The sequence below is a fragment of the Bacillus sp. DU-106 genome, from assembly GCF_004799705.1.
In the GTDB taxonomy this organism is placed as follows: domain Bacteria; phylum Bacillota; class Bacilli; order Bacillales; family Bacillaceae_G; genus Bacillus_A; species Bacillus_A cereus.
Window position 1 is genome coordinate 3,107,132 of sequence record NZ_CP026607.1, and the last position, 23,519, is coordinate 3,130,650.

The window sequence follows — 23,519 nt, forward strand, 5'->3', positions numbered from 1 at the left end:
AAAACACCCTTTCAAAAAAGCATGAAATAAAGATATGTAATTGATTACCTTATTTTATCTTTTCCCTAACTATTCATGATTATGATATTGCGTATAAGCTTGGCAATTAGATTTATAACTTGTAGAAAAATACTAAATTAAAATGAAGCGAATAAATATAGTTGGAGCCTTTTAATGTTGGTATTAAAAGATAATCTAAACTTGTAATGTTTATGAGAAATTGCAAACGGATCTCATCTCTTGTATTTGTTCATAAAAATGATTATTTTGATTCATTTTCTTCTAAAACACCCCAAAATAGAGAAGTTGACGAGCTTAAGATTGTAGTATTTGAAAAATCAGTGGTTTAGTTAAACCAATACAATAAGCAATATACCGTGTTACTAATGAAAGAGGACCTGATATGAACATCAGGTCCTCTTTCACTATATAATTATGTCACTGCTTCTTTCAGTTCTTTTCCCATTTTAAATACCGGCGCCTTAGTAGCAAAAATTTGTATTTCTTTATAGTTTATCTAATCAGCAAACAACTTGTAGGAATCATTATCTAACGTTTTATTCTTCTCTACCGATTTAACTTCTCGACGGCTTCCGCACTTGTGTCTACACGTTTAACGAAAAAAACTAATAGTAGTGCAACAACATTCATGCCAAGCGCTACATAGAATGAATATTGAATTCCGGATAATAAAGCCTTCTGAGTTACTATTGCCTTCGTAGTTTCTGTGAAGGTTGTTGGATCTATATGAGACATTAAACTTTCAGCTTTTGTTTTTGTTACAGAGTTCATAATCGTAACAAGAATAGCAGTACCAATGGAACCGGACACTTGTTGAGCTGTATTATTAACAGCTGTACCGTGCGGATTTAAGCGAGTTGGCAATTGATTAAGACCATTTGTCATAAGTGGCATCATCACCATCGCCATCCCAAACATCCGCAGTGTATAAATAAGAATAATATGTGTATGACTAGAGTCAATTTGCAGACTTGCCAACATATAAGTTGAAACAGCTGTAATGGAAAGCCCTACTATGCCAAGAATCCGAGGACCATATTTATCAAATAGTTTACCTGTAATTGGTGACATAATCCCCATTATTACCGCACCTGGAAGCATCATCAGCCCAGAGCTCAGCGGCGAAATACCACGGACGTTTTGTACATAAGCTGGTGTTAAAATCATACCCGAAAACATGGCCACCGCGTTAACAATTGCAATTACAGACGCAAGTGCAAACATTGGGTACTTGTAAACACGTAAATCCAATAACGGCTCATCCATTTTTAATTGACGGATAATGAAAGCAATTAAGGCAATAGCGCCTATGATTAAGGCTGTTAAGACAACTTTATTCGTCCAGCCATCGGAGCTTGCAGAACTGAATCCATATAACAGACCGCCAAAACCGACAGAAGATAATAGTAATGAGAGATAATCAAGTTTTGCATTTTTGTTTTGTTTCATGACATTCTCAGATTTCCAAATCCCTAACAGTAAGCTAATGATTGCTAATGGTAAAATCATTTCAAAAAGCAAACGCCAGTCATAATACTCTACAATATAACCTGATAGTGTCGGTCCAATTGCTGGAGCTGTAATCATAACTAGTCCAAAAATCCCCATTGCTGTTCCCCTTTTTTCTCTCGGAAAGCTTACTAGCATAATATTCATTAACAAAGGTCCCATAACTGAAGAGCCTGCCGCTTGAACCATCCGACCAGTAAGTAATAAACCAAAATTCGGTGCTACAGCCGCTAAGGCAGTACCAAGAATAAAAATCACCATAGATGTAATAAATAGGCTCCTATTTGAAAAACGCGTTATTAAAAATGCTGAGGCCGGAATTAATATACCACTTACAAGCATATACCCTGTAGAAAGCCACTGGATCGTTGAATAATCTTGAATGTTTAAATCTTTCATTATTGATGGCAAGGCTACATTTAAAAGGGAGTTATTTAGAAATGAAACAAATGCCCCAATAAAAAGGATTACAAGCATTAAATATGGTGGTTTTCTTTTATGTAATGTTTCACTCATATATTTAATTGCCCCTTCATTATAAATTTCATTGATTCGTTTAAATCGTTTACATATTTGCACAAGAAAACATTACCCTTGCAGTATTTTGCCAAACTCTTCGAATGGATATTCTCTTTTTAGCAATTCCACTTGCTCAACATACCATTTTAAAATCTTTTTGTTGATGAAACCTTTATAAAAACGTTTGTTAACGGAATTTAAATTAGGCTGAAATACAAAAAGAAGCAACTGAAAATACCCTTCTAAAATAAATTGAAACTTTAAATCAATGGAAATTTTACAGGCAGTGAGAAAAATCAACAAGACCACGCACCCATTCCTTTAAATACAGGCTTGTAGATCTAGTTATGTAACCATCCCAAAAAAGGAATATTACATAGGCTAAGTCTAACATTACATTTTTAAAGTGAGGGGAATTAGTGTATGCACCAATATTGGTATTTGAAGTCACAGAGAAACGGGGAACAATATAATAACCAAATTTCATTATATTCACAGCCCGAAATAACTAAATCTGAGGTAATGAATGATTTGAAGCTTCCTGAGAATTGGAGTTACCGAGTTTATCCAGTTAGTTGGGATTCATCAGCCAATTATACGGGGTTCAATCCCCAACCTCCTCCCTTCTCTTTGGGGCAGCAGCCAATTAATTATGCAGGGATAATACCACAAGGTCACCCTGCTAATTGGACTCCATTACCAGGGCATGCAGGTTTTAATTTTCAAAAACCTCCCTTCCCCTGGGCGCAACCATTCAATCATACAGGGATGTTCGCACAAGGTCATCTTGCAGCTTTACTATCGCCGCCAGCCAAGCCTTTTCATTTCAATACCAATAACTCGGGTGTTTTTGGAAACCCTCCAGGATGGGGTGGTCCGTGGGCCCCAATGGGATGGGGAAATAACGGAGGTAACGGTCAGCTAGGACTGCTTGGAAACTTACTTACAGCAGGAAAAGGCACCATGAGTGGAATAGGAATGATCAGTAGTTTAATCGGGATGGGGAAGTTCTTCTTTTAGTTAATTAGAACAGGAGAATGTGGCTGTAGCTTTAATCAGCCACATTTAAGGACAGTAATCTCCCACCTAACTTCCTAGCATAGCATTCGCGGAAATTTTAGGTGGATATGTATTGTTACAAGTTACTGTTTTACTTTGAGTACTCCTTTACTTTCTTATCAAGTGCCTTACTATAAGCATCTTTGTTTTCCTGTGATAACTCATAAACTGCTTTTTTCCAATGCTCTCCGTCTACACCTGATAAAAATTCAGTACCTTTCATTGCAGCTTCTTGAATCTTCTGTTTATCTTCTTTACCAGCATCCTTAATTAACTTCGTTGCTTTTCTTACCTCTGTTACCCCTTCTTGTATGGATTTGTGAATGTCTTTGTATGTATCAGGTACTTTTATGTGTTCCATATTATCTAAAATTTTATCTATCTCGTTTGATGTTTTTAAAACAGCTTTTGCTTTTTCTTTATCCTTTAAGGATTCTCCTAAGTTTAGTAATAGTTCATCCTTCTTAAATTGGAACTCTACCACTTGCTCACATATGTAGTACGGATACTGTTGTTCGGAAAGTATTGTTATTGCTTTACTAGTTTGCTCAGTCTTATGAGTAGAATCTTTATCTCCTACCTCGCATCCGACTAACAGCATAAATGGAACTGCTAACGTTACTAGTTTCTTTGCTCTCATTATGTATTCTCCTTGTGGAAAGTATTGTAATTAATTAACATATCAAACTATAACATACATTACATTATGGTTCACTTCCATCACGCTTTTAAAATGTAAAATAAGAATACACCCCATAAGCCACAAATAAGATTAATAGAATAGAAATGCCGAGTACCGTATATATAATCCATTTTAAATTTGAATTCATATCATCCTCCTACCTCTCGATAATTCCAGTATATAACAAAAAAGCATTGGATACCCAATGCTTTTTACACTTACGCAAATAAAGAAGTATTCGCATATAAAGCTGGTGAACCACCTGAATGTACGAATAAAATATTGTCTTCCTTATTAAAATTACCTTTTCTAATTAAGTCGATTAATCCCGCTACTGCCTTACCTGTATACACTGGATCAAGTAAAATACCTTCTGTTTTCGCAAGTAACTGAACTGCCTCTACCATTTCCGGCGTTGGTAACGCATAGCCTGGTCCTACATATTCATCAAAGCACGTAACAGCGTCGCGCGAGATAAAGTTTGGAATACCAACATGTGCTGAAGTTTCATCTACAAGTTTTGCTACTTTCTCTTCTTGCTCAGCTTTTCCTCTACTTACATTAATCCCGATTACAGGAATATGGCTTTGTGTTCCAGAAAAACCAGTAATTAAACCAGCATGCATACCGCCGCTACCACTTACACAAACAACTGAACTGAAATCAATTCCTTGCTCAAATGATTGCGTCATAATTTCTTGCGCACAAGCAACGTATCCCATAGCGCCTGTAGGGTTTGATCCACCAACTGGAATTACATATGGTGTATTTCCTTTTTCACTTACTTCTTTTGCTACTTTATGCATTTCTTCCATCAGGTCTGCTCCGTTCGGTACAACAATGACGTTTTCAGCACCTAATAAGTGATATAAGAAATAGTTTCCGTTAAAGTCTCTCTTCTCTTCTGGCTCAAGCCCTTCCTCTAATACAAGAATACATTTCATTTTTTCTTTTACCGCAGCAGCAAGTGTCAGGCGGCAATGATTTGACTGAATACCACCAGCTGTAATTAATGTATCTGCACCATTTTCCTGTGCATCTGCAACTAGAAATTCTAACTTTCTCGTCTTATTGCCACCGGCTGTTAAACCAAGTAAATCATCTCGTTTAAAATAAATAGTCGGACCACCAAGTGCTTCAGAAAAGTTGTTTAACTTTTCAATTGGTGTATATAATTCTGTATATTTTTTCCTCGGGAATTTAGCTAAATTCATTGTAACGCTCCTTTTGCACTTCTTTCACAATATATGTAACGTTACTATTATTACACGTAAAAATGGTGAAGTCATCTTTCTCGGTTAAAAATGTATTAGAATTTCATTTTGATAAGTAAAACCGTATTAATGATTTTAACTTAATTACGGTACATGAAATTTATATCAACGATTTTTTAAATATATCGTTCATTACTTACAATATATCAACGATTTTTCAAATATATCGATCGTAACTTGCAGTATATCAACGATTTTCTTAATATATCGATCTATCGACAAAAAACGACAGACAGGCAACCCCTTTCTCATCAACAAAAAAAGAGCCCACACATTCAAATGCAGACTCCCTCCAATCACTTATTTACCGAAAAACGAAGTAACTGCGTTAATCCCGGCTCTAAATTCATTTCACCTTTATGGCGTACGTATACAGTTTTATCTCCATCAAATTTCGGAGGGTTTGCTTTACTATACGTATGCCACTCATTCGTTCCTTCTATAGAATACTCCATATATTCATTTGCACCGACAATTATATTTTTACGATCATCTGCCATTACATTTGGTGCCATCTGCGCAATTTTTGAATCACTAATTAATAACTTCTTTATATCCTTATCACGTTTGTAATCGTAAGCTGTCACAATTACATCGTTACCATATGCTTTCACTTGTAACCCTTGTTTAAATGAATAGCCATCTGGAGCAGTTTTCTCTCCTCCATTCGGTCCTGCTGACATCCAGCCTGTTTCAATCCCGCCCGTATTTACAACAGTGAAACCTTTTTCATCTCCGCCTGCAATTTTCTTTTTACCAGCCCAGTCCGGTAAGTTTAAATCCCAATGCGTATGACTCGTAAAGAAAACGACCTGCGGATAGTCTTTTAATATATCGTACAATTTATCCACGTTTAAATAATCTTGTAAATATGGTGATTGTCTTGATCCAGATACTGTATCAGGTAAAACGTGATGAGAGAAAATAAAGATTGGCTTATTTTTATCTTTTTGACTGTACTCTTCTAAATTTTGTTTTAACCAACCTAATTGCTCATCACTCATATATACTTCGTCCCACATTTTTGAATCGTGGTATTTCATATATTTTTCCGTTCCTAAAAATAGAAACGGATAACCGTCTAATTCTTTTTTATGATATACCTTTTCTTGTCCACTAAATTTCAGATAGCGGTTAAATAAAGTTTCCTCATTTACACCATTTGGCCATGTACTTTGAGAGAGTTTTCCATCTGCTGTCCATTTACCAGCATAAAACTCATGATTCCCAACAGTAGACCATACATTTTCTGGATGCTTATTTTTATTTAACACACGCTTTACATCATCATATTGTGACTGTTGTCCAGTCGGCGTTATATCCCCATTCATAATAAGCGCTCTAGAAAGTGGCGTCACTTTGTTCATATCTTTTAGCACATGATCAAAATCCCCTAAATCACCTTGAATATCACTAATAACATTAAAAGTTGTAGCTGATTTTCGGGCTTGCTCTTTCCCTTCCGCATGCACTGAAAACGTCGGTAATAATGCCGCCATAACTGCTAACGAAGCAACTGTCTTTTTCATACAAATTCTCCCCCTAATAATAGAATGTACAAACTGACATGTTCTGCTTTCTCTTAGGTGCTTGTCCAATTCACATTATAAAGAGGGATTGTAAAGATAGATGGAGTAAAAAATTAAGTGTTTTTTAAGAGATTTTGTTGTTTTTTGCACTCCACAATTCGCGATTCACGCCAATCTAGCTTTCTAGCCATTTACATTACATAAATGTAAATGAATATGATGAATCTCTTAGTTTAATATGTTGTCTTTTTAATCTCTGTTATATAACCGCCACAAAATATGCTATCTTTTCAAGTTCTCTTTCTTTAATAAACATTACTCCTCTTTTAATTTGCCTTAAAATTGTAAAGTGGCTTAATAATATGTTTAATATCAATTGTTTCTTTTGTATTCTCAATAATTTCTTCCATTGGCTTATATACCATTGGCGCTTCATCTAAAGTACTTTCTGCAACAGATGTAGTCCAAACCTCTGTCATTGTATTTTGAAAATCCTCTAAGTTAAGTACTTCTTTCGCCTTCTTACGGCTCATAATACGTCCTGCTCCATGAGGGCCAGAAAAGTTCCAATCTGGATTTCCTTTACCAAATGCAATGATAGAACCGTCTCTCATATTAATTGGAATGATTACTCGTTCATCTTTCTGAGCTGAAATAGCACCTTTTCTTAGAATCATATTGTCCATATCGATGTAGTTATGGATTGTAGTGAATTGATCTGTTACTTTCCAATCCATTTTAGTGACGATTTCATCAATCATTGCTTTACGATTTAACTCCGCATATTTTTGAGCAATTTTCATATCATTCATGTAATCTTTAAATCCTTGTCCTTCTAAATAAGCTAATTCTTTGCGAATCACCGGTTTCTTAATTCCACGTAAAGCTTCATGTATTTCTTGTTGTCTACCTTCTTTCGTTAAACGTTCAATAATTTCTTCTTTAATAGATTTAACGTTTATAAGTTGCTCGTAAGCAAAGTTTTGATAATACTCTGCTACCTGTTTCCCTAAATTACGCGAACCACTATGAATGACAATGTATACATTTCCTTTATCATCCTCATTCAGTTCGACAAAATGATTGCCCCCTCCAAGCGTACCAATACTTTTTTGAGCACGTTGCAATGTAAACGGGGCTCTTACACTATCAAAATCAATCATTTCTGAAAATCTATGTTCCTTATCTCGAATACGAAAACCACTTGGGACAAATTTGCGTATCGTTTCGTCTAAGTGATCGAAGTTGATTTCCTCTTTTTTCTTATTAATCATAACAACTTCCATGCCACAACCAATATCGTACTTACCTCTCAGTTTCCTGAAAGAGTGGACTATACCTTCTCTACAGTCATCGAGATATGCAGTCTCTACTGTAGGCTCACCGTATTAATTATTCCTCTTCAATTCAAAATGGATGAGGAATAATTCTGTACCTTAGTCTGCTAACATCGTACAAGTCTCTGAACCATTCGATTATGTCACCATAACCACTGGCTGCTGATTGCCCTCGCCTTTTATCGTTAGGGTTTCCAGTCAATTGAGTGAGTAGTTTAAAGTCTGAGCCGCTTAGTTAACCCCGACTAAATTAGGAACAATCTTATCTTGAATTGTCATTGTTGTCCCAATCGTACAACCTGCGCCCGCATGTGTATCTGGCATAATACGGATCTTGCTATCCTTTACGAATTGTTGGTTACAAAGATCAATAATTTGACCTGCTGCAGTTTTTTCTACATTCGTAGTAAACACTTTTGCTTCATTGTATTTCCCTTGTAATTTCAACATCTTCTATTTCCCCTTTCCTTTAGTTTCTACAAAAAATCAATTCATACATATTATATAAATATATTTCCCACCACTACATCTCATTTCCTTTTTTATAAAGAAAGACACAGAGATTCCTCTCCATGCCCACAAATCATCTACCTCTTCACCGCATGCACATAATATACCGTCTCGAAAGCTTTCAAATAATCATTTCTTCCGGCAAAATATAATGTATTTATATCCTCTGGTGATAAGTGCTCATAAATGAGTAAACCTGAATTCTCTAACAATGCTTCCATTTCGCGATAAGAATAACATGACTTCATCGGTTCTCCGCCTATTGCAGCCATTTTTACCATATTTTCAACTCGGTTAGACAACCCTTTTTCCGTAAATAAATTTTCATCGGGATAATCGAAAACGATAGAACTCCCTTCTGTAACCATCTCAAACAAGCACTCTATTAAACTAGCAAGTTCCTCTTTCGTTAAATAGTACGTAACACCTAAAAGGCTAAAGAAAGTCTTTTTATGTTCAAATCCTTCATTGCGTAACTGTTCATAGGAAAATCCTTTCGTAAAATCCATTGAAACAAAATGAAGGTTTTTTGGAACTTCAAGTTCTGTTTCTTTTATTCTTTCCTTCTTAAACGCCTGCGTAGAAGGATGATCCACTTCAAATATTTCTATTTTATTTTCTAATTCTTGGTGTCTAAAACTGAACGTATCTAAGCCTGCACCGAGTATGACGTATTGTTTCGCTCCCAGCGTAATCTCGTGTAGTAATACTCTTTCACAATATGCCGCACGTGCTAAAGGTGTTGGTGATAATTGCACTTGTGTAATCCATTTTAATATTTCTTGTGGATTATCTTGAAACTGCTGTGCAATGTCTGTATTGAAGAAATGTATTCCTTGAACCATATTCGTTTCAATATTAATTCGTTCTTTTGGCGAAATGAACTCTTTAGCTACATAATCATCAAAGATTTTCGGATTATCAAATTCACTATGATATGCCCTGCTGAAAGCTGATACTAACGACGTTACACTTGCTTCACCTTGTTTCACGCACATACACTCTCCTTCATTTTCACAACAAAAATAGGGTTCCCCTGGCCAGGAGAACCCTATTATACACCTTATTTTTATATTGGTAAATTATAGCATAAATAAGTTTTTTTGTCAAGTTTCCAGCCTGCTACGCTCCAACAATTTTTGTAATCTCTAGCAGGAAGACTTCGATCTACACCGAATATTCCAGTTTATAACAACACAAATGGAGGGCGTCATGAAAAGATTAGTTATCATTACAGTTGGAAAAACTACATTTGCTAAAGAGTACTCCCCTACCCCAAATAAGAGATTATAAAAATTACATAATCATAGATTATTATGTAAATACTTCCTCTAGGCGGCACAGATGGTATATAATGATGGAAGAATCTACTTCTATATGCTCAATTTTACACAAAACAGCTCATGCATATGAAAGAAAAGAGGTACAAAAATATGAAAACAAAACAAACAATTGCTGCGTCTACACTAGCTTTAGCAATGATTGCTGGCGCGAACTCTACTCATGCGGAAGTAAATGATGCTACTCCTCAGCAAAGTACGGGAGATCGATTAGCTGAAATTAAGCAACATAAACAAGAGTTAGATGCGAAATTACAGCAACACAAAGAAAACGTGGATCAAACATTAAATGAACTTAACAAAGTTAAGGAAAATGTTGATACGAAGGTGAATGAACTACATGAACGTAAACAAGTTGCTGATGAAAAAATTAACGAGATTAAACAACATAAACAAGAGTTAGATGCAAAACTTCAGCAAGACAAACAAATCGCCGAAGATAAAATCGCTGAAATTAAAGAGCATAAAAAACAAGTAGAAGATAAAGTTGCTGAAGTAAAAGAGCATAAACAAAATATCGATAACAAAGTGAATGAGATTAAAGAACATAAACAAACTGTCGATGAAAAAGTGAATGAAATGAAGCAACATAAAGAGAACATTGATCAAAAGGTTAATGAACTTAAGGAAGTTAAAAAACAAGTAGATGAAAAATTAGCTGAGTTAAAGAAAGCGAAACAAACTGCTGAAGACAAACTAGCTGAACTAAAAGAAAACAAGCCGAATACTGGTAACACGTTAGAGGAACTTAAGAAAATTAAAGGCAATTTAGACAGTCTTTCCGCTAACTTAGAACTAGCTAAACAAGATGTAAAAAACAAACTAGCTGAATTACAAAAGGCTAGAGAAGATTTACTAAATAAAATTAACGAAATTAAACAATCGAAACAAACTGTTTCAGACGATTTAACAAAGAAAAAACAAGACTTAGATATTAAAATCAACGACTTTAAGCATACTGAGAAAAAAATTGACGACAAATTAGCTGAGTTACATACAACGAAGCAAAATGTTGATAACAAGATTAATGAAGTATCACAGTCTAAACAAACGCAAGCAGATAATGGTACTAAAAACAATAACGCTAAAGAACTTCCTAACGCTGGTAGCGAGCAATCAAACAATATGGCTCTAGGAATGCTATCTGTATTAGGCGGGATTTTATTACTTACTCGTAATAAAATTAAAACGTTATTCTCTAAATAAATCCATTAAAAAAAGGAAAACCGCACATACATGTACGGTTTTCCTTTTTTTATATTAACTGTCCATCTCGAAGCGTCAATATACGATCACATACATCAAGCATTCTTTCATCATGTGTAATCATAATTGCTGCTTTTTGGCTCTCTTTCACTTCACGTTTCATCATTTCAACAACTTCACGTGCGCGTTTTGAGTCTAAGCTTGCCGTTGGCTCATCCGCTAATATTAAATCTGGGTTGTTCATGAACGCACGAGCAATTGCTACCCTTTGTTTTTCCCCACCAGATAGTTGATTTGGATAATGATTTTTTCTTTCTCCTAATCCAAATGCCGCTAATAAATGATCCGCACGCTTTTCTGATTCTTGTTTACTTTCTTTTTTTAACTTAGCAATGTAAAGTAATTGTTCTTTCACATTTAAATATGGAACAAGATTTGCGAACTGGAAAATGAAGCCGATTTTTTTCAAACGAATGTCTGTCATTTCCTTTTCTGATAGCTTCGTAATATTTTGCTCACGAATGTAAATATCCCCTTTTGACGGTGATAATAGTGCACCCGCGATTGATAATAATGTACTTTTCCCTGATCCAGAAGGACCGACGATTCCGATAAACTCTCCAGCTTTCACATCAAGCGACATCGGATGAAGGGCTGTTACTTCCGTATTCCCTTCTCCGTACACTTTACTTACTTTGTCTAATTTCAATAATGAAGTCATTACATCCCGCCTCCAATTGCTTCTAATGCATCAACTTTTAATACTTGGTATAACGAAATAAGTGTTCCTAAAATACTAATTACGATAAAGATTGCTGCGTATTGTGCAATCATCGGTGTTGTTAATAAGAACGGCATACCCGCTGGTAAAATTTGTTCTAACCCTTGTACAAGAACGATACTAATTACCATCGCAACGACTGATAAGAATAACGCCTGTACGACTAAGCTATTTGCTAAATATGAGTTCTTTGTACCAATTGCTTTTAATACACCTAATTGCTGTGTTTTTTGTAGTGTAATAACATAGAAGAATACACCAATTAATAACGCAGCGATCACAAGTAAGAACGCAATGATCATCGTTAATGTTCCTTGCTCTTCTTTAAATCCTGGAATACTTTGCAGTACTTCTTTTTTATCAATAACGTGAGCATTTTTAATTTCTTTATCTGTGTTAAGTGCAATTGCACTATAATCTTTTTGGTTTGGTTGTGAAATAGATCCCCATACGTCTTCATTTACATAAACGACTGGTGTATGGCTAAACATTTGATCTTTCGTAAATCCGACGATTGTAAATTCTTTCTTTGAAACAGGATCGATAATTGTATCTCCAATATCGATTCCCTTCTCTTTAATCGATTCATCAGCAACCATCTCGTTGTTTGCTGTACCTAATTTCTCCCCTTTTACAATGTTCGGTTCTAAAAATGAATCTCGTTCGCTTGAGAAAATAGCGATATCAACCTTTTTCGAGCTATCTTTCTTTTCATATGTTGAAACTTTCACACGAAACGGAACTGCCTCTTTCTCGCCTACTTGACTTACTACGTTATCTACATCGTCTTTCTTAATTTGTGAACGAAGTAATTTATTTTCCGCATCATCTGCTAAAACGAACTTATTTGCCTCCATATTTTGAATCGATGAAGCATTATCATATGATAATCCATTTGCTAATCCTGAAATAACAAGGACTAAAAATGATAATAACACCATAATCAATCCGATTAATCCGTATCTTAATTTTGATTGTTTTAATTCACGCAGAGCTAAAAACATTTCGCTCGCTCCTTCCTCTTTCTTTCTATGCACTTATCATAAAAAAGAAATATGAACGGAATATGAACAGAAGATTACAGAGATTAAGATTAAATTTTCAGAAAGTATTGAAAATATTTGAGATCCTTGATACAATTCAGTCAAATAATATTGACCGAGTAATTTAATTTAAGGAGTTGATCATTTTGAAGCCCGTATTAACACTAACTACTTATAGCCAACTAAAAGCATTAAGCGATCCACTACGTGCCGAAATGATGATACGTCTATGCGAACGTCCTTATACTGGACAATTACTATCTGAGAAATTCGGCATTTCAAGGGCGAAAATTCATTATCATTTAAAAGAATTAGAAAAGAATGGTCTTATAGAGATCGTTTATACAGAAGAAAAGAATGGGATTATTCAAAAGTTTTATCAATCTGTCGCGAAAGGCTTTACCCCTGCTGCCGAACTATTACCTCATTTAGAAATAGTAAGTGAATCAGGTCGCCAAATCTTTTTACAAATGACGGAAAGAACGAAAAGTCATATTCTTGCTGCACCCGAAGAAGCTTTTACATTAAGAAAAGAAAGTGAAGACCCGGCTGAGTGGAATTACGTTTCATCTTGCTGGGAGTTTGATGCTACGCCAGAACAATTTCAAGTGTGGGTGAAAAAATTTCATCAATTGATGGCTGAATTAAATGAAATCGCAAAAGACGCGGATAAAGATCCAAATAGTAAATCTTATTACATTTCTACTACTGCACTTCAAATCGCAGAGAGAACAATGCAGCAATTTGTTAAAGAAGAAGAAAAATCGTAATACGATTTTTTTTTACATAAACGGTCAAATATATTTTACCGAATAAATTTCTTATAAAGGAGTAGATTAAATGGACATATTGAAAAACCGGAATTTCCTCTTATTATTTTTAGGGAGAATTTTTACAAACATAGGAGATAGCTTGTACTACGTAGCAGCAATGTGGCTCGTATATAAGCTAAGTGGTAATCCTTTTTATTCTGGATTGGCTGGTTTCCTTACGTTACTACCTTCTGCATTACAATTTCTTACCGGCCCATTCGTTGATAGATGGCCAATTAAAAACACCCTCGTCATCACACAAGTTTTGCAATGCATTCTTATATTAATCATTCCTATTACACACTACTTCGACCTATTAACAGTCCAACTACTACTCATCATCATGCCCATCGTAGCCTTTATCGAACAATTCGCCTATCCTGCACAGTCAAAAGCTTTACCACTTCTACTGCATAAAACACAATTATTAAAAGGAAACTCTCTCTTCTCATTTGCGTATCAAGGCATTGATTTAATTTGTACGACGCTTTCTGGAATATTAGTAGCACTATTTGGCGCGATCACTTTATATGTAATTGACTCTTTCACATTCGCGATTACTGCCCTTTTGTTCTTTTCATTGAAAATACCAAAGCAAACCGAAACAGGTACAACACTTTCAACTAAACAATATTTCTCTGATTTAAAAGAAGGTTTTTCAATCGTCTTCCGTTCCTTAATGGGCGTATTCTTAATCGGTTCCGTTGTCGCTAATTTTTCAATTGGTATGACGATGGCCATACTCCCTTCTTTCGCTGATTCTTTAGGGGGCGTGAAATCATATGGCTTCTTCTTAGCTGCTATATCAGCAGGTAGTCTCATCGGTGCATTATTCAGTTCATGGGTTGGTAAACGTAATGTTGGCCGTGTCTCTATTATTGGCTTTGCGACTGGCGCTACCTTTTGGTTTCTCTCTACAATCGTACCGTTTCAATGGCTATCTATTCTCTTATTCGGCCTAGCTTGGATTCCAATTGGTGCAACCAACATATTATTTGCGACAATTAGCCAAATTGTAATTCCAAATCAATATATTGGCCGCATCAATTCAGTCATGCGAAGTATGAGCACAATTGCTATGCCGATCGGTTCTTTAATTGGCGGATACACTGCAAATGTATTTAGTAGCCAACTCATTTTCGCACTCGCTAGCATCGGTATTTTATTTATTTCTCTCGTATGGCTACTTCATCCGAAATTACGAGCATTGCCAAAAGCTGATGAGATTACAGCGGATACTTTTGGAGTGCAGTTTAGGGAGGAGCGCGGGAAAGGTGCTGCTTTATAGCCAGCAAACATAACCCCGTTCTAAATTTGGGACGGGGTTAAAAATATAATAATAAAGTCGTTTGAATATCTAAATTTTATTCAACAAAAGCACCAACCTAAAACGGCAGTTAACGCTTTGATGGCCATGCCCCCTGCATTTTCCTTAATTGAATAATTTGGCCTGTATGATAAGCATCATGAAGCATGATGTCCAGTAATTTACCTTCAAGTGAATTTTGTTCAAGCTCTCTTTCAGAAATTGCACTTAATACCTGTCTTAAATTACGCTGAGCATTTTCAGAGCGTTCAACGACTTCCTTCCATTCCGTATCATTATTAGATTGCTTAGTCAGATAAAAGGTGTCATTACCGTCAAGATTATGTGTCCATTCACGTCCTTCCAAGTTTGCAGCAAGTCTTTCTTTGTAATAAGTGAGATGATTAACATTCTCCCAAATGGTATTCGTTGTCTCTCCAGCTGGTTTCCACATAGCCTGTTCAGCTGTAAGTCCTTCTATAGCATGTTTAAACGGTGCATACCAACTCTCTTTATCGAATGTTGAATCTAGTACGTTTAATAACAAGTCAATTCGTTTCAAAGTAATTTCCTCCCTACACAGTTCAAGTTTTAATACACTTCCTCTAACTCTGTAGAGATTCTACATTTTTAAATAAACTTCCTCCTAATCCCACTCCATAAACTCATCCGATTATGCAATTAAAATGACTCATATTTTTTCATTTTACACGTATACTTGCGACAAAAAAAGAAGAGGCTGTTCCCAAACAGCCTCTTTCATCTATTTAGGAAGTTCAACCCGAACAGTCGTCCCTTCCCCTTTCGTGCTATATACCGAAACGGTCCCTTTATGCAGTTCAACAATCTTCTGCACGATTGATAACCCTAAACCGCTACCTTCTACGTTTCTTGCTCTCGCTGTATCCACCTTATAAAAACGATCAAAAATACGATCCATTTCTTCTTTTTCCATACCGATTCCGTTGTCTGATATAGAAATTATAACGCTAGACTCTAACTCTTCCACGAAAAACTCAATCGTTCCACCATCGTTTGAAAACTTAATGCTATTCGTGAAAATGTTACTCCATACTTGATGAAGTAAGTTTTCATCACCTTGAATTGTAATGTCCGGCACATCAAATTCAACGGCGATATCTTTTTCCCGCCATTTCCATTCAAGCATAAAAATGACGTCTTTAATTTGTTTTTGTAAGGAAAAGTCTTTTATTTGTAAAACCTTTTCCTCCTTATCTAATGAAGCGAGCGTAAGCAACTGTTTACATAAACTAGACATTCGCTTACTTTCACCTTCAATAATTTGTAAGTAATGATTTCTTTCTTCCTCACTCATCTTTTCTGTTTGCAACGTTTTTGAAAAACCTTGTATGGAAGAAAGTGGTGATTGAAATTCATGTGAAACGTTCGAAACGAATTCTTGTCTCATTTCATCTAGTTCTTTAATACTTTTCGTCATCTTTTGGAAGCTTGTAGATAACGTTCCTATTTCATCTTTTCGTTTTACGTCTAATTCAATTTTATATTCCCCACTCGCAATTTTTTGCGTAGCCTTCGTAAATTTACGGATTGGGCGAACGATATAACCTGCTGCAATCGCTATAAAGATAATGCTTAATAGTACGATAAACCCAAGTAATACCGCTAAGAAAATTCGCATTTCGCCAAATTGGTTCTGAATGTCGGGGCGAATAAATAACGCGTACTGTTTATCACCGTGCTTTACCGGTACACCAACACTATTTATTAATTCATTATCGAAAAATCCTGTAATAAAAAGACGCGTTGGATACGTAGAAACACCATTAAACGTTTCTCCTTGCAATACTTTATGAACAGTAGCATCGCTAATAGACGTCTTACGAAACGCATTACCGATACGCTTTCCATTCTTTTGATCATCGACAATATAAATTTCATACCCTAACTTTGCAATAGAATGCAAATACGTCTCTTGATTTTCTTCACTTTGCTTTTCATATAATGATTTAACTTCTTCCGCATACTTTAAAATCTTTTCACTATTATACGGTTTTAACTTCACTTGATAATATACGTTCGTTAATAAAAAGCCGATAATACTACTAAGTAGCATAATGCCGACCGTCATAAATACAAATCTAGAATATAGTGATTTCATCTTATTTCAACTCCAACTTATACCCGAGGCCGCGCACTGTCGTAATTTGAAAATCATCCGTTCGTTTTGAGAAACGATCTCTCAGCCGTTTCACATGAACGTCAACCGTTCGTTCATCCCCTTCAAAATCCATTCCCCATACTAATTCAATTAGCTCTTCTCTTGAAAATGTTCTCCCAGGATAACTAGCTAATTGTGATAATAATTCAAATTCCTTTAACGGAAGTAAAATCGTCTGTCCGTTACACTTCACCTCAACACCTTTACGATCAATTGTCGTTCCGTGGAGTGTAATAATGTCTGCACTCAGCATTTGATAACGGCGCAGCAATGCTTTCATACGGAAAATCACTTCAGCTGGTTCAAATGGTTTTACGATATAATCGTCTGTGCCAGAAATGAATCCTTTTTCTTTATCCACTAACTGGTCTTTCGCAGTTAATAAAATAACAGGAATATCATGATACTTCCGTATTTCTTCACATAACGTATAACCATCAACAAACGGCATCATAATGTCTACAATCGCAAGATGAATATTTTCCTTCTCTAATACTTCTTGCGCTACCTTTCCATCTTCAGCTTCAAAAACTTTAAACCCCTCTTTTTCTAAATGGTAATGCAATAACTCTCTAATATGTTTATCGTCATCAGCTAATAAAATATGTATCATCTTCATTAAACCCTCTCTCGTTCATCCTTCTACATCACTACATTAAAAAACAATTGGATTTTTTGCAAGAAAAAGAAAAAGAATCTATTTTGAAAAAAGATTATTCAAAATAGATTCTCACGTTTTAGTATTAAGATTATTTTAATCAAAAACAATTTTTAAGCCTTCGAAATATCAACAAATCCTTCTCCGAACACATCACGAACATCGTGGATAGCGATGAACGCCACCGGATCCGTAGTTTGAACAATCCGCTTTAGCTTCACTACTTCTTGCTTATTAATAACAACATAAAGAATGTCCTTCGGAGTTTTCGTGTAATAACCATGACCTGAATACACAGTAACCCCTCTACCCATTAAAGTAGTCACCTTCCCGGCAATTTCATCCGGATTATCAGAAATAATTGTAATGGCCTTTTTCGGATTTAAACCTTCAATTACAAATTCCATTACTTTCGTTCCTACATATAGCATAATAATTGTCAGCATCAATTTTTCTGCACCAATGATGAAATAAGATGAAAATGCAACGATTAAATCGAAGAACAGTAGACCATAGCTAATGCTCCAGCCTAAGTATTTATGTGTCATCCTCGCTAAGATGGTAGTTCCTGCTGTCGTTCCACCAACGCGAATGATAAGACCAATACCACACCCGATAAATATTCCACCGAAAATGGCATTTACGAGCATTTCATCAGAAGCAATCGTCCAGCCTTCTGTTAAATGAAGAAATAGCGAGTTAGTCACTACAGCGATAATCGTATAAATCGTTGTAATCTTATTTAAAAATTTATAACCGACTATTAACAAAATCGCATTTAAAATTAAGTTAACTAAACCTGGTGACCACTCAAATAAATAGTACGTAATAATCGTGATACCTGTTACCCCGCCCTCACCAAACTCGTTCGGAATAACAAATAAATTGACACCTAACGCAAAAAGAAATGCACCGATAATAATAAAAATAATGTCTGTCGTTCTTTTTTTCATACAGTACCTCACTTCTTATGTAAATATTTATTCTGCCATAAACTCTCACTATTATATCGTGGAATATTCAAATCGAACAGTGGTTTGTTTTTATTTTAATATAAGATAAAAAATCAACATTATTTATTATGTACTACAAATAAAGTTTTGATTTCACCCGTAATTTACTCTTAAAAAGAAATGCTAAACATTGACTTGCACAAATTTCAAATAAAAAAGTACCCATCTAATTGTCATACGCAATGAGATGGGTACTGCATGATACATTTAGTTTTTACATGTATTGTTTGGAGAAAATTGCAAATAACAATTTATACTCGCCTTATTAAGACCAAATCCATACATCATCATTATTTTCAACGTTCGTCTTTGCTTCATGAACTTTTTCAATATGGTCAACTGTGTTCCAGTTAATAGAACTTCCGCCCCACCCTACATACTTCATATCAATTTTCACTTTCTCACCCACATTAAATACTTGTCCCTTTGTTAAGAAAACATCAATAATATCTTTCTTCCCATTTAACGATGGATACTCAACTACAACATATTTAGTAGCACCGTCTCCCTCATCTTCCATCGTTCCTACTTTTGATAATTCTCCAATTACATAATTAGGTGAGCCATCTTCTTTCATGTGCATACCTAACTTGTTTGTTGTATTTTCAACTGCAGTTGCAACCATATATTCTGTAAAATTACGCATCATAGATCCAGTAGCTTTTACTTCATCTCCTACTTTCACGTTTGAAAGTGAATCAATATACACACTAACAGGTTCCTCATATTGCTTAGATTTTACAACAATCACACCGTTATCTACTTCTACTACTCGTCCTTCTAACGTCGAGAAATTCGATTCAATAGAAGCTGCACTCGCTTTTGTTAGTTCTAATCCTGGTACATTTGTTCCTGATAATGCTGCGATCCCTAAAGCACCTGCTAAAATTATTTTTTTCATACCCATATGTAACATCTCCATTCATGATGATTTTATTTTTTTGATTGGTATCGACCAACCTGTAATCATTATAGTTACAGGTTATAAAAATAACAACCGTTTTCCTCATGCAATGATGCATACTGTGATTTTCAAATATAAATTTTAGCAAAAAATATTTGTAGATTATTCCTATATTCAGCACTAATACTAAATTCTCAAATTACAGCAGGTGAACTTATTGAAGGCGGAGAAACTAATGTCATGTACAATGTTCTTCAACTCTACGGTTTGTATAGCCGTAGTTCATTACATTATGTAGGAGCGGGATTCATATGTTAATAAAGCCAAAGAGATTACAGCCAGGAGATATCGTAGCGACAGTAAGTCCTTCGTGGGGAGGAGCAGGTGATGCTGAAATAAGATGGCGATATGAGCAAGGAGTAAAAAGATTAGAAGAAGTTTTTAGTCTTACGGTTATCCCAATGCCAAATAGCTTAAATGGTAGCGAATACCTTTATAACAATCCAGAGGCTCGTGCGGAAGATATAATGACAGCATTTAAAGATACACGTGTGAAAGCAATTATCGCGAATATTGGTGGTGAAGATAGCATCCGGTTACTTCCCTATATAGATTTTAATGTGATACGCGAAAACCCGAAAATTTTTATGGGGTACTCTGACGTTACTATTACACATTTATTTTGTCATAAAGCAGGGCTTTCCTCTTTTTACGGTCCAGCCATTTTAACGGATTTTGCTGAAAATGTAGAGATGGATCCATATACAATTGAAATGGTAAATCGAACTCTCTTTTCCAATGAAATGATTGGCGAAATTCAACCAGCTCATGAATGGACGAGTGAGCGTTTAGAATGGATAGAGATAAATAAGGATACAAAGCGTACAATGCGGCAAAACAATGGATATGAGTTACTTCAAGGCTCTACCACTGTACAAGGGCACTTAATTGGTGGTTGCATTGAAGTACTGGAATTTGCAAAAGGAACGGAGCTTTGGCCTGAGAGAAAACATTGGGAGGATAGTATTCTCTTCTTTGAAACTTCTGAAGATCATCCAGAACCAAGTTATATAAAGTATTGGTTACGAAATTATGCAGCGCAAGGCATTCTGCAAAAAGCAAAAGGTATTATCTTCGGTAAACCGAAAGATGAACAATATTATGAAGAATATAAACATGAAATACTGCAAGTTATGAAGGAACATCATTTAGAAGATTTACCGATTCTTTATAATTTAAATTTCGGCCATACTGAACCGAAGTTTATTTTACCTTACGGCGCGTTGGCAGAAATTGATTGTGAAAATGTATCTTTTTCTATTTTAGAGAGTGGCGTGGAATGAAGTGTAACTTTAATCAGTGGGGGGTCCATTCACATCGCTATCAAGCTAACATTTTGAAGTACTCCCAAAACAAAAATTTATTCTTTTCATAGGTAACCAAGGACATTTAGTTTATTTTTTCGTTTTAGGGAACAATTAATTTCTTAAGTTGATAGCGATGTGGCGCTATCCCAAAATATAAAAATCTCCTTCAAAAAAGAAAGGCGCCTACGCACCTTTCTTTTTTAACTCACTTGTACTCTCTTCAGCATCCAAAATCCCTTCGGAATCACTTTAATACATCATTGTACGGATCTAATTGCTTTTTAGAAAAGTAATGGATTGTCTCCTTACTTTTCAGTAACATATTTCCTTTTATAATTAAAAAAAATGATATTATAGTTTTTCAATTCTCATATAAAGTCTATTGACTGTATATATCTTTCTCTATATTCTTTAACAACATTTCCAACCTATCCCTAGTAACTTGATTAAAATGTGGATTTAATTCCTTTATTATGAATTCAAGTAACTCATAGCTTATGTATTCACCCAATTCCAGTGAATATTGTTCAGCTAAAAAAGACTTTAATTTTTTAGAGATATCAATCTTATCCTTTTTACTAATTTTTATCTCCATTCGATAACAAACCCCTCTTAGATTAATCTGAAAAGCTAATTAAAATAACTTTTTATTACCTGAGAACTGGTCACTGTTGCATATCTTTTTTTGAAGTATCTCTGTTTTATATATTACACAGCACAATATATAAAACAAAGCCCAAATACAGAATTTTTAACTTTATCAACTTTTTTAGGAATTCCAAATAAAATTAACTTTTTCATATTATTAAATTTTTTCTATAAATTTTTCATACCTTCTACCTTTTTGGCACTTTCGTTACCGTAAGTTGCAATTTTCCTCATTTTTAAAATAATACAACCTAGACTCAATGCAAAAAGTGCAAATATCCCAAAAGTAACAGTTATAGTATTTAATGATAGACTCCAGCTAATTAAGAAAGATACTAGTGCCCCCCCTAAACTGGCCGATGCGATAAATAGACTAGTCACTTGATCAATATTATTTTCCATAATACGGGAATCTATGATTAATGTTATTGGAAAAACACCCGCTATGACTAAACCAATAATGAAGATGACAAACAAATACATACCTGTACCTCGAACAAAGGGAAATAGAGATAAAAGAATCACTAATGTAAAGCAACTAGATGTAATATATGTCCAATAATTAAATTTATGGGCTAGCTTACCTACAAGTATTCTTCCTATAACTATTGCTAGCCAAAAACAAGATATACTTACTGAACTGATTAATTCATTCTCGGTAAGAATCATTATTGTAGATAAAAAATTTGCAAGATTAGTTTCTATGCCTGCATATAAAAATGCAAAAAGTGAAATGAATAATATAACTGTAATCTTTTAAATTTTAGAGTAAATGAGGAAAGGGATGCTCCTCCCTTTCCATTATTTTGAGGAGAAAAATTTAGAAATTTTGTACGTCCAAACATGTACCAAACAAATAGTGTAAAAATAAAGAATAGTAATATCCCATAAAGAATAAAATACCATTCATAAAATTTTATAATATAATTAACTAGTAACGGAAACCCTAGCGTCCCAACCCCAAACCATACTTCGAGAATGCTAAATTTAGCAGCACTATTCCTTTCTGCTGAAATAATAAAGGAACCCACCGTAGTTTCTAACAAACCCCTAATACAAAGCAAATAACAGTTAAATATGCCCATTCTTTAATATATATATAACCTCCTATAACGATGGACATTACTAAAACACCTAATGTTATTGTTTTAAAATAATGATACTTTCTTACTAGTATGGGTGAACTTAGAACACCAAATAAAAAAACCGTAAATTGAAAAAATATTAAAACGCCTAATTGATCAGGGGTTCTTCCATAATATTGTATGAATGAAGGAATTAAACTACCTATGCAAACATGTATTATTCCTACAATAAAATAAAACAAGCAACCATATCTAGTCCTTTATCCGGACAAAAAAATCGATCCAGTCAAAACTTTAAAATTGATAGTTTACCTGTAGGTACCAAAGAATTGAAATGGGTTATTGTGCCTTCAGAAAAAGATCATCCTTCTACTATCTCTTTCAATGTAATGATTGATGTTCCCCTAGGTACTGATTCTATTCGTTGGAAAAATATTTCACATGAATCTAGGACTGAAGCTTACACAAATACCAAATATTATATCGCAAGTCCAATTGGTGCCACTAACAAATTCACTGTGCAAATTTATGCTATTACAAATTAGAAAATAAAGAATCCCAATGGAGTACCATTAGGATTCTTTTTCGATTTCATTTCGTAAACAATAGATGGAGATTAAATTTATTTCCAAATCATTTAAACCATTTGAGAATTTATATTTTGAACGGCCGTTTATTTCCAAAGAAAAATCCAAAAATATTAACTACATTTTCCT

General features: G+C 34.7%; 20 protein-coding genes and 4 pseudogenes. 6 read left to right on the plus strand and 18 right to left on the minus strand.

Translation table 11 applies throughout. The annotated features are described in order from the left end of the window. Window positions 1-567: 567 nt before the first annotated feature. The gene (locus C3Y97_RS15805) at window positions 568-2,046 is read right to left on the minus strand and encodes a DHA2 family efflux MFS transporter permease subunit (RefSeq protein ID WP_000005110.1); all 1,479 of its coding nucleotides are present in this window, start codon (window positions 2,044-2,046) and stop codon (window positions 568-570) included. Between the two features lie 72 nt (window positions 2,047-2,118). Continuing rightward, window positions 2,119-2,358 carry a hypothetical protein gene (locus tag C3Y97_RS15810; protein ID WP_000243464.1) on the minus strand — a complete coding sequence of 80 codons (240 nt, stop codon included), beginning with the start codon at window positions 2,356-2,358 and terminating at the stop codon, window positions 2,119-2,121. A 114-nt stretch (window positions 2,359-2,472) separates the two neighbouring features. Here C3Y97_RS15810 and C3Y97_RS15815 point away from each other — a divergent pair, with 114 nt between their 5' ends. Then, window positions 2,473-3,069 carry a hypothetical protein gene (locus C3Y97_RS15815; protein ID WP_136363515.1) on the plus strand — a complete coding sequence of 199 codons (597 nt, stop codon included), beginning with the start codon at window positions 2,473-2,475 and terminating at the stop codon, window positions 3,067-3,069. 130 nt (window positions 3,070-3,199) lie between these two features. Here the strand turns inward: C3Y97_RS15815 and C3Y97_RS15820 are convergent, their stop codons facing one another. The 6 genes and pseudogenes from C3Y97_RS15820 to C3Y97_RS15845 all read right to left on the minus strand — a co-directional run bounded on the left by C3Y97_RS15820 (window position 3,200) and on the right by C3Y97_RS15845 (window position 9,438). Beyond that, the gene (locus tag C3Y97_RS15820) at window positions 3,200-3,748 is read right to left on the minus strand and encodes a hypothetical protein (RefSeq protein WP_001201797.1); all 549 of its coding nucleotides are present in this window, start codon (window positions 3,746-3,748) and stop codon (window positions 3,200-3,202) included. A 260-nt stretch (window positions 3,749-4,008) separates the two neighbouring features. Then, complete coding sequence (gene cuyA, locus C3Y97_RS15825) at window positions 4,009-5,004, minus strand: D-cysteate sulfo-lyase (RefSeq protein ID WP_001046574.1); 996 nt, start codon at window positions 5,002-5,004, stop codon at window positions 4,009-4,011. Between the two features lie 356 nt (window positions 5,005-5,360). After that, complete coding sequence (locus tag C3Y97_RS15830; protein WP_000754287.1) at window positions 5,361-6,593, minus strand: DUF4073 domain-containing protein; 1,233 nt, start codon at window positions 6,591-6,593, stop codon at window positions 5,361-5,363. Window positions 6,594-6,919: 326 nt separating this feature from the next. Then, entirely contained in the window at window positions 6,920-7,879 is a 960-nt protein-coding gene (locus C3Y97_RS15835; RefSeq protein ID WP_000454383.1) for an RtcB family protein, read from the minus strand. Between the two features lie 285 nt (window positions 7,880-8,164). Next, window positions 8,165-8,380: pseudogene (locus C3Y97_RS15840) on the minus strand (RtcB family protein); the annotation flags it as partial. Between the two features lie 137 nt (window positions 8,381-8,517). Further along, a complete protein-coding gene (locus C3Y97_RS15845) occupies window positions 8,518-9,438 on the minus strand; it encodes a class I SAM-dependent methyltransferase (RefSeq protein WP_002204744.1) in 921 nt (306 codons plus the stop codon). A gap of 435 nt (window positions 9,439-9,873) precedes the next feature. On the opposite strand from C3Y97_RS15845, the gene C3Y97_RS15850 reads away from it, so the two are divergent. After that, window positions 9,874-10,986, plus strand: coding sequence for an LPXTG cell wall anchor domain-containing protein (locus tag C3Y97_RS15850; RefSeq protein ID WP_000851034.1), 1,113 nt, complete (start codon window positions 9,874-9,876; stop codon window positions 10,984-10,986). A gap of 49 nt (window positions 10,987-11,035) precedes the next feature. Here C3Y97_RS15850 and C3Y97_RS15855 read toward each other — a convergent pair whose 3' ends face one another. Continuing rightward, entirely contained in the window at window positions 11,036-11,707 is a 672-nt protein-coding gene (locus tag C3Y97_RS15855) for an ABC transporter ATP-binding protein (RefSeq protein ID WP_000202606.1), read from the minus strand. Then, entirely contained in the window at window positions 11,707-12,771 is a 1,065-nt protein-coding gene (locus C3Y97_RS15860; protein ID WP_000477773.1) for an ABC transporter permease, read from the minus strand. Before C3Y97_RS15860 ends, C3Y97_RS15855 begins: the two co-directional genes overlap by 1 nt. Before the next feature lie 185 nt (window positions 12,772-12,956). Here C3Y97_RS15860 and C3Y97_RS15865 point away from each other — a divergent pair, with 185 nt between their 5' ends. Next, window positions 12,957-13,580, plus strand: coding sequence for an ArsR/SmtB family transcription factor (locus C3Y97_RS15865; RefSeq protein ID WP_000805787.1), 624 nt, complete (start codon window positions 12,957-12,959; stop codon window positions 13,578-13,580). A gap of 70 nt (window positions 13,581-13,650) precedes the next feature. Continuing rightward, window positions 13,651-14,910: an MFS transporter gene (locus C3Y97_RS15870; protein WP_098212722.1), complete on the plus strand. Its 1,260-nt coding sequence runs from the start codon at window positions 13,651-13,653 to the stop codon at window positions 14,908-14,910. Window positions 14,911-15,019: 109 nt separating this feature from the next. Here the strand turns inward: C3Y97_RS15870 and C3Y97_RS15875 are convergent, their stop codons facing one another. The 5 genes from C3Y97_RS15875 to C3Y97_RS15895 form a co-directional block, all read right to left on the minus strand. Continuing rightward, entirely contained in the window at window positions 15,020-15,490 is a 471-nt protein-coding gene (locus C3Y97_RS15875) for a DinB family protein (RefSeq protein ID WP_000821001.1), read from the minus strand. Window positions 15,491-15,691: 201 nt separating this feature from the next. Further along, the gene (locus C3Y97_RS15880; protein ID WP_000839519.1) at window positions 15,692-17,068 is read right to left on the minus strand and encodes a sensor histidine kinase; all 1,377 of its coding nucleotides are present in this window, start codon (window positions 17,066-17,068) and stop codon (window positions 15,692-15,694) included. A gap of 1 nt (window position 17,069) precedes the next feature. Then, window positions 17,070-17,747: a response regulator transcription factor gene (locus tag C3Y97_RS15885; protein ID WP_000781959.1), complete on the minus strand. Its 678-nt coding sequence runs from the start codon at window positions 17,745-17,747 to the stop codon at window positions 17,070-17,072. Window positions 17,748-17,899: 152 nt separating this feature from the next. Continuing rightward, window positions 17,900-18,739: a YitT family protein gene (locus C3Y97_RS15890; RefSeq protein WP_136363516.1), complete on the minus strand. Its 840-nt coding sequence runs from the start codon at window positions 18,737-18,739 to the stop codon at window positions 17,900-17,902. 325 nt (window positions 18,740-19,064) lie between these two features. Continuing rightward, window positions 19,065-19,706, minus strand: a complete 642-nt coding sequence (locus C3Y97_RS15895) for a hypothetical protein (protein WP_136363517.1) — start codon at window positions 19,704-19,706, stop codon at window positions 19,065-19,067. 308 nt (window positions 19,707-20,014) lie between these two features. Here C3Y97_RS15895 and C3Y97_RS15900 point away from each other — a divergent pair, with 308 nt between their 5' ends. Further along, on the plus strand, window positions 20,015-21,046 hold the full coding sequence (locus C3Y97_RS15900) for a S66 family peptidase (RefSeq protein WP_098212721.1): 1,032 nt from the start codon (window positions 20,015-20,017) through the stop codon (window positions 21,044-21,046). A 268-nt stretch (window positions 21,047-21,314) separates the two neighbouring features. Here the strand turns inward: C3Y97_RS15900 and C3Y97_RS15905 are convergent. The 3 genes and pseudogenes from C3Y97_RS15905 to C3Y97_RS15915 form a co-directional block, all read right to left on the minus strand. Then, window positions 21,315-21,425 (minus strand): annotated as a pseudogene (locus C3Y97_RS15905) (HXXEE domain-containing protein); the annotation flags it as partial. A gap of 24 nt (window positions 21,426-21,449) precedes the next feature. Next, window positions 21,450-21,665 (minus strand): DUF2164 family protein, encoded by a 216-nt coding sequence (locus tag C3Y97_RS15910; RefSeq protein WP_000403244.1) that lies wholly within the window; start codon window positions 21,663-21,665, stop codon window positions 21,450-21,452. Between the two features lie 221 nt (window positions 21,666-21,886). Next, a pseudogene (locus C3Y97_RS15915) lies at window positions 21,887-23,009 on the minus strand (MFS transporter). A gap of 36 nt (window positions 23,010-23,045) precedes the next feature. Here C3Y97_RS15915 and C3Y97_RS15920 point away from each other — a divergent pair. Then, window positions 23,046-23,348 (plus strand): annotated as a pseudogene (locus tag C3Y97_RS15920) (hypothetical protein); the annotation flags it as partial. Between the last annotated feature and the right edge of the window lie 171 nt (window positions 23,349-23,519).

Bases quoted from the DNA above. Each gene is read 5' to 3' on its own strand.
- C3Y97_RS15830 (WP_000754287.1), bottom strand. From the start codon at position 6,593: ATGAAAAAGACAGTTGCTTCGTTAGCAGTTATGGCGGCATTATTACCG.
- C3Y97_RS15850 (WP_000851034.1), top strand. From the start codon at position 9,874: ATGAAAACAAAACAAACAATTGCTGCGTCTACACTAGCTTTAGCAATG.
- C3Y97_RS15890 (WP_136363516.1), bottom strand. From the start codon at position 18,739: ATGAAAAAAAGAACGACAGACATTATTTTTATTATTATCGGTGCATTT.
- C3Y97_RS15820 (WP_001201797.1), bottom strand. From the start codon at position 3,748: ATGAGAGCAAAGAAACTAGTAACGTTAGCAGTTCCATTTATGCTGTTA.
- C3Y97_RS15880 (WP_000839519.1), bottom strand. From the start codon at position 17,068: ATGAAATCACTATATTCTAGATTTGTATTTATGACGGTCGGCATTATG.
- C3Y97_RS15860 (WP_000477773.1), bottom strand. From the start codon at position 12,771: ATGTTTTTAGCTCTGCGTGAATTAAAACAATCAAAATTAAGATACGGA.
- C3Y97_RS15910 (WP_000403244.1), bottom strand. From the start codon at position 21,665: ATGGAGATAAAAATTAGTAAAAAGGATAAGATTGATATCTCTAAAAAA.
- C3Y97_RS15815 (WP_136363515.1), top strand. From the start codon at position 2,473: ATGCACCAATATTGGTATTTGAAGTCACAGAGAAACGGGGAACAATAT.
- C3Y97_RS15870 (WP_098212722.1), top strand. From the start codon at position 13,651: ATGGACATATTGAAAAACCGGAATTTCCTCTTATTATTTTTAGGGAGA.
- C3Y97_RS15845 (WP_002204744.1), bottom strand. From the start codon at position 9,438: ATGTGCGTGAAACAAGGTGAAGCAAGTGTAACGTCGTTAGTATCAGCT.
- C3Y97_RS15900 (WP_098212721.1), top strand. From the start codon at position 20,015: ATGTTAATAAAGCCAAAGAGATTACAGCCAGGAGATATCGTAGCGACA.
- C3Y97_RS15885 (WP_000781959.1), bottom strand. From the start codon at position 17,747: ATGAAGATGATACATATTTTATTAGCTGATGACGATAAACATATTAGA.
- C3Y97_RS15835 (WP_000454383.1), bottom strand. From the start codon at position 7,879: ATGGAAGTTGTTATGATTAATAAGAAAAAAGAGGAAATCAACTTCGAT.
- C3Y97_RS15855 (WP_000202606.1), bottom strand. From the start codon at position 11,707: ATGACTTCATTATTGAAATTAGACAAAGTAAGTAAAGTGTACGGAGAA.
- cuyA (WP_001046574.1), bottom strand. From the start codon at position 5,004: ATGAATTTAGCTAAATTCCCGAGGAAAAAATATACAGAATTATATACA.
- C3Y97_RS15805 (WP_000005110.1), bottom strand. From the start codon at position 2,046: ATGAGTGAAACATTACATAAAAGAAAACCACCATATTTAATGCTTGTA.
- C3Y97_RS15895 (WP_136363517.1), bottom strand. From the start codon at position 19,706: ATGGGTATGAAAAAAATAATTTTAGCAGGTGCTTTAGGGATCGCAGCA.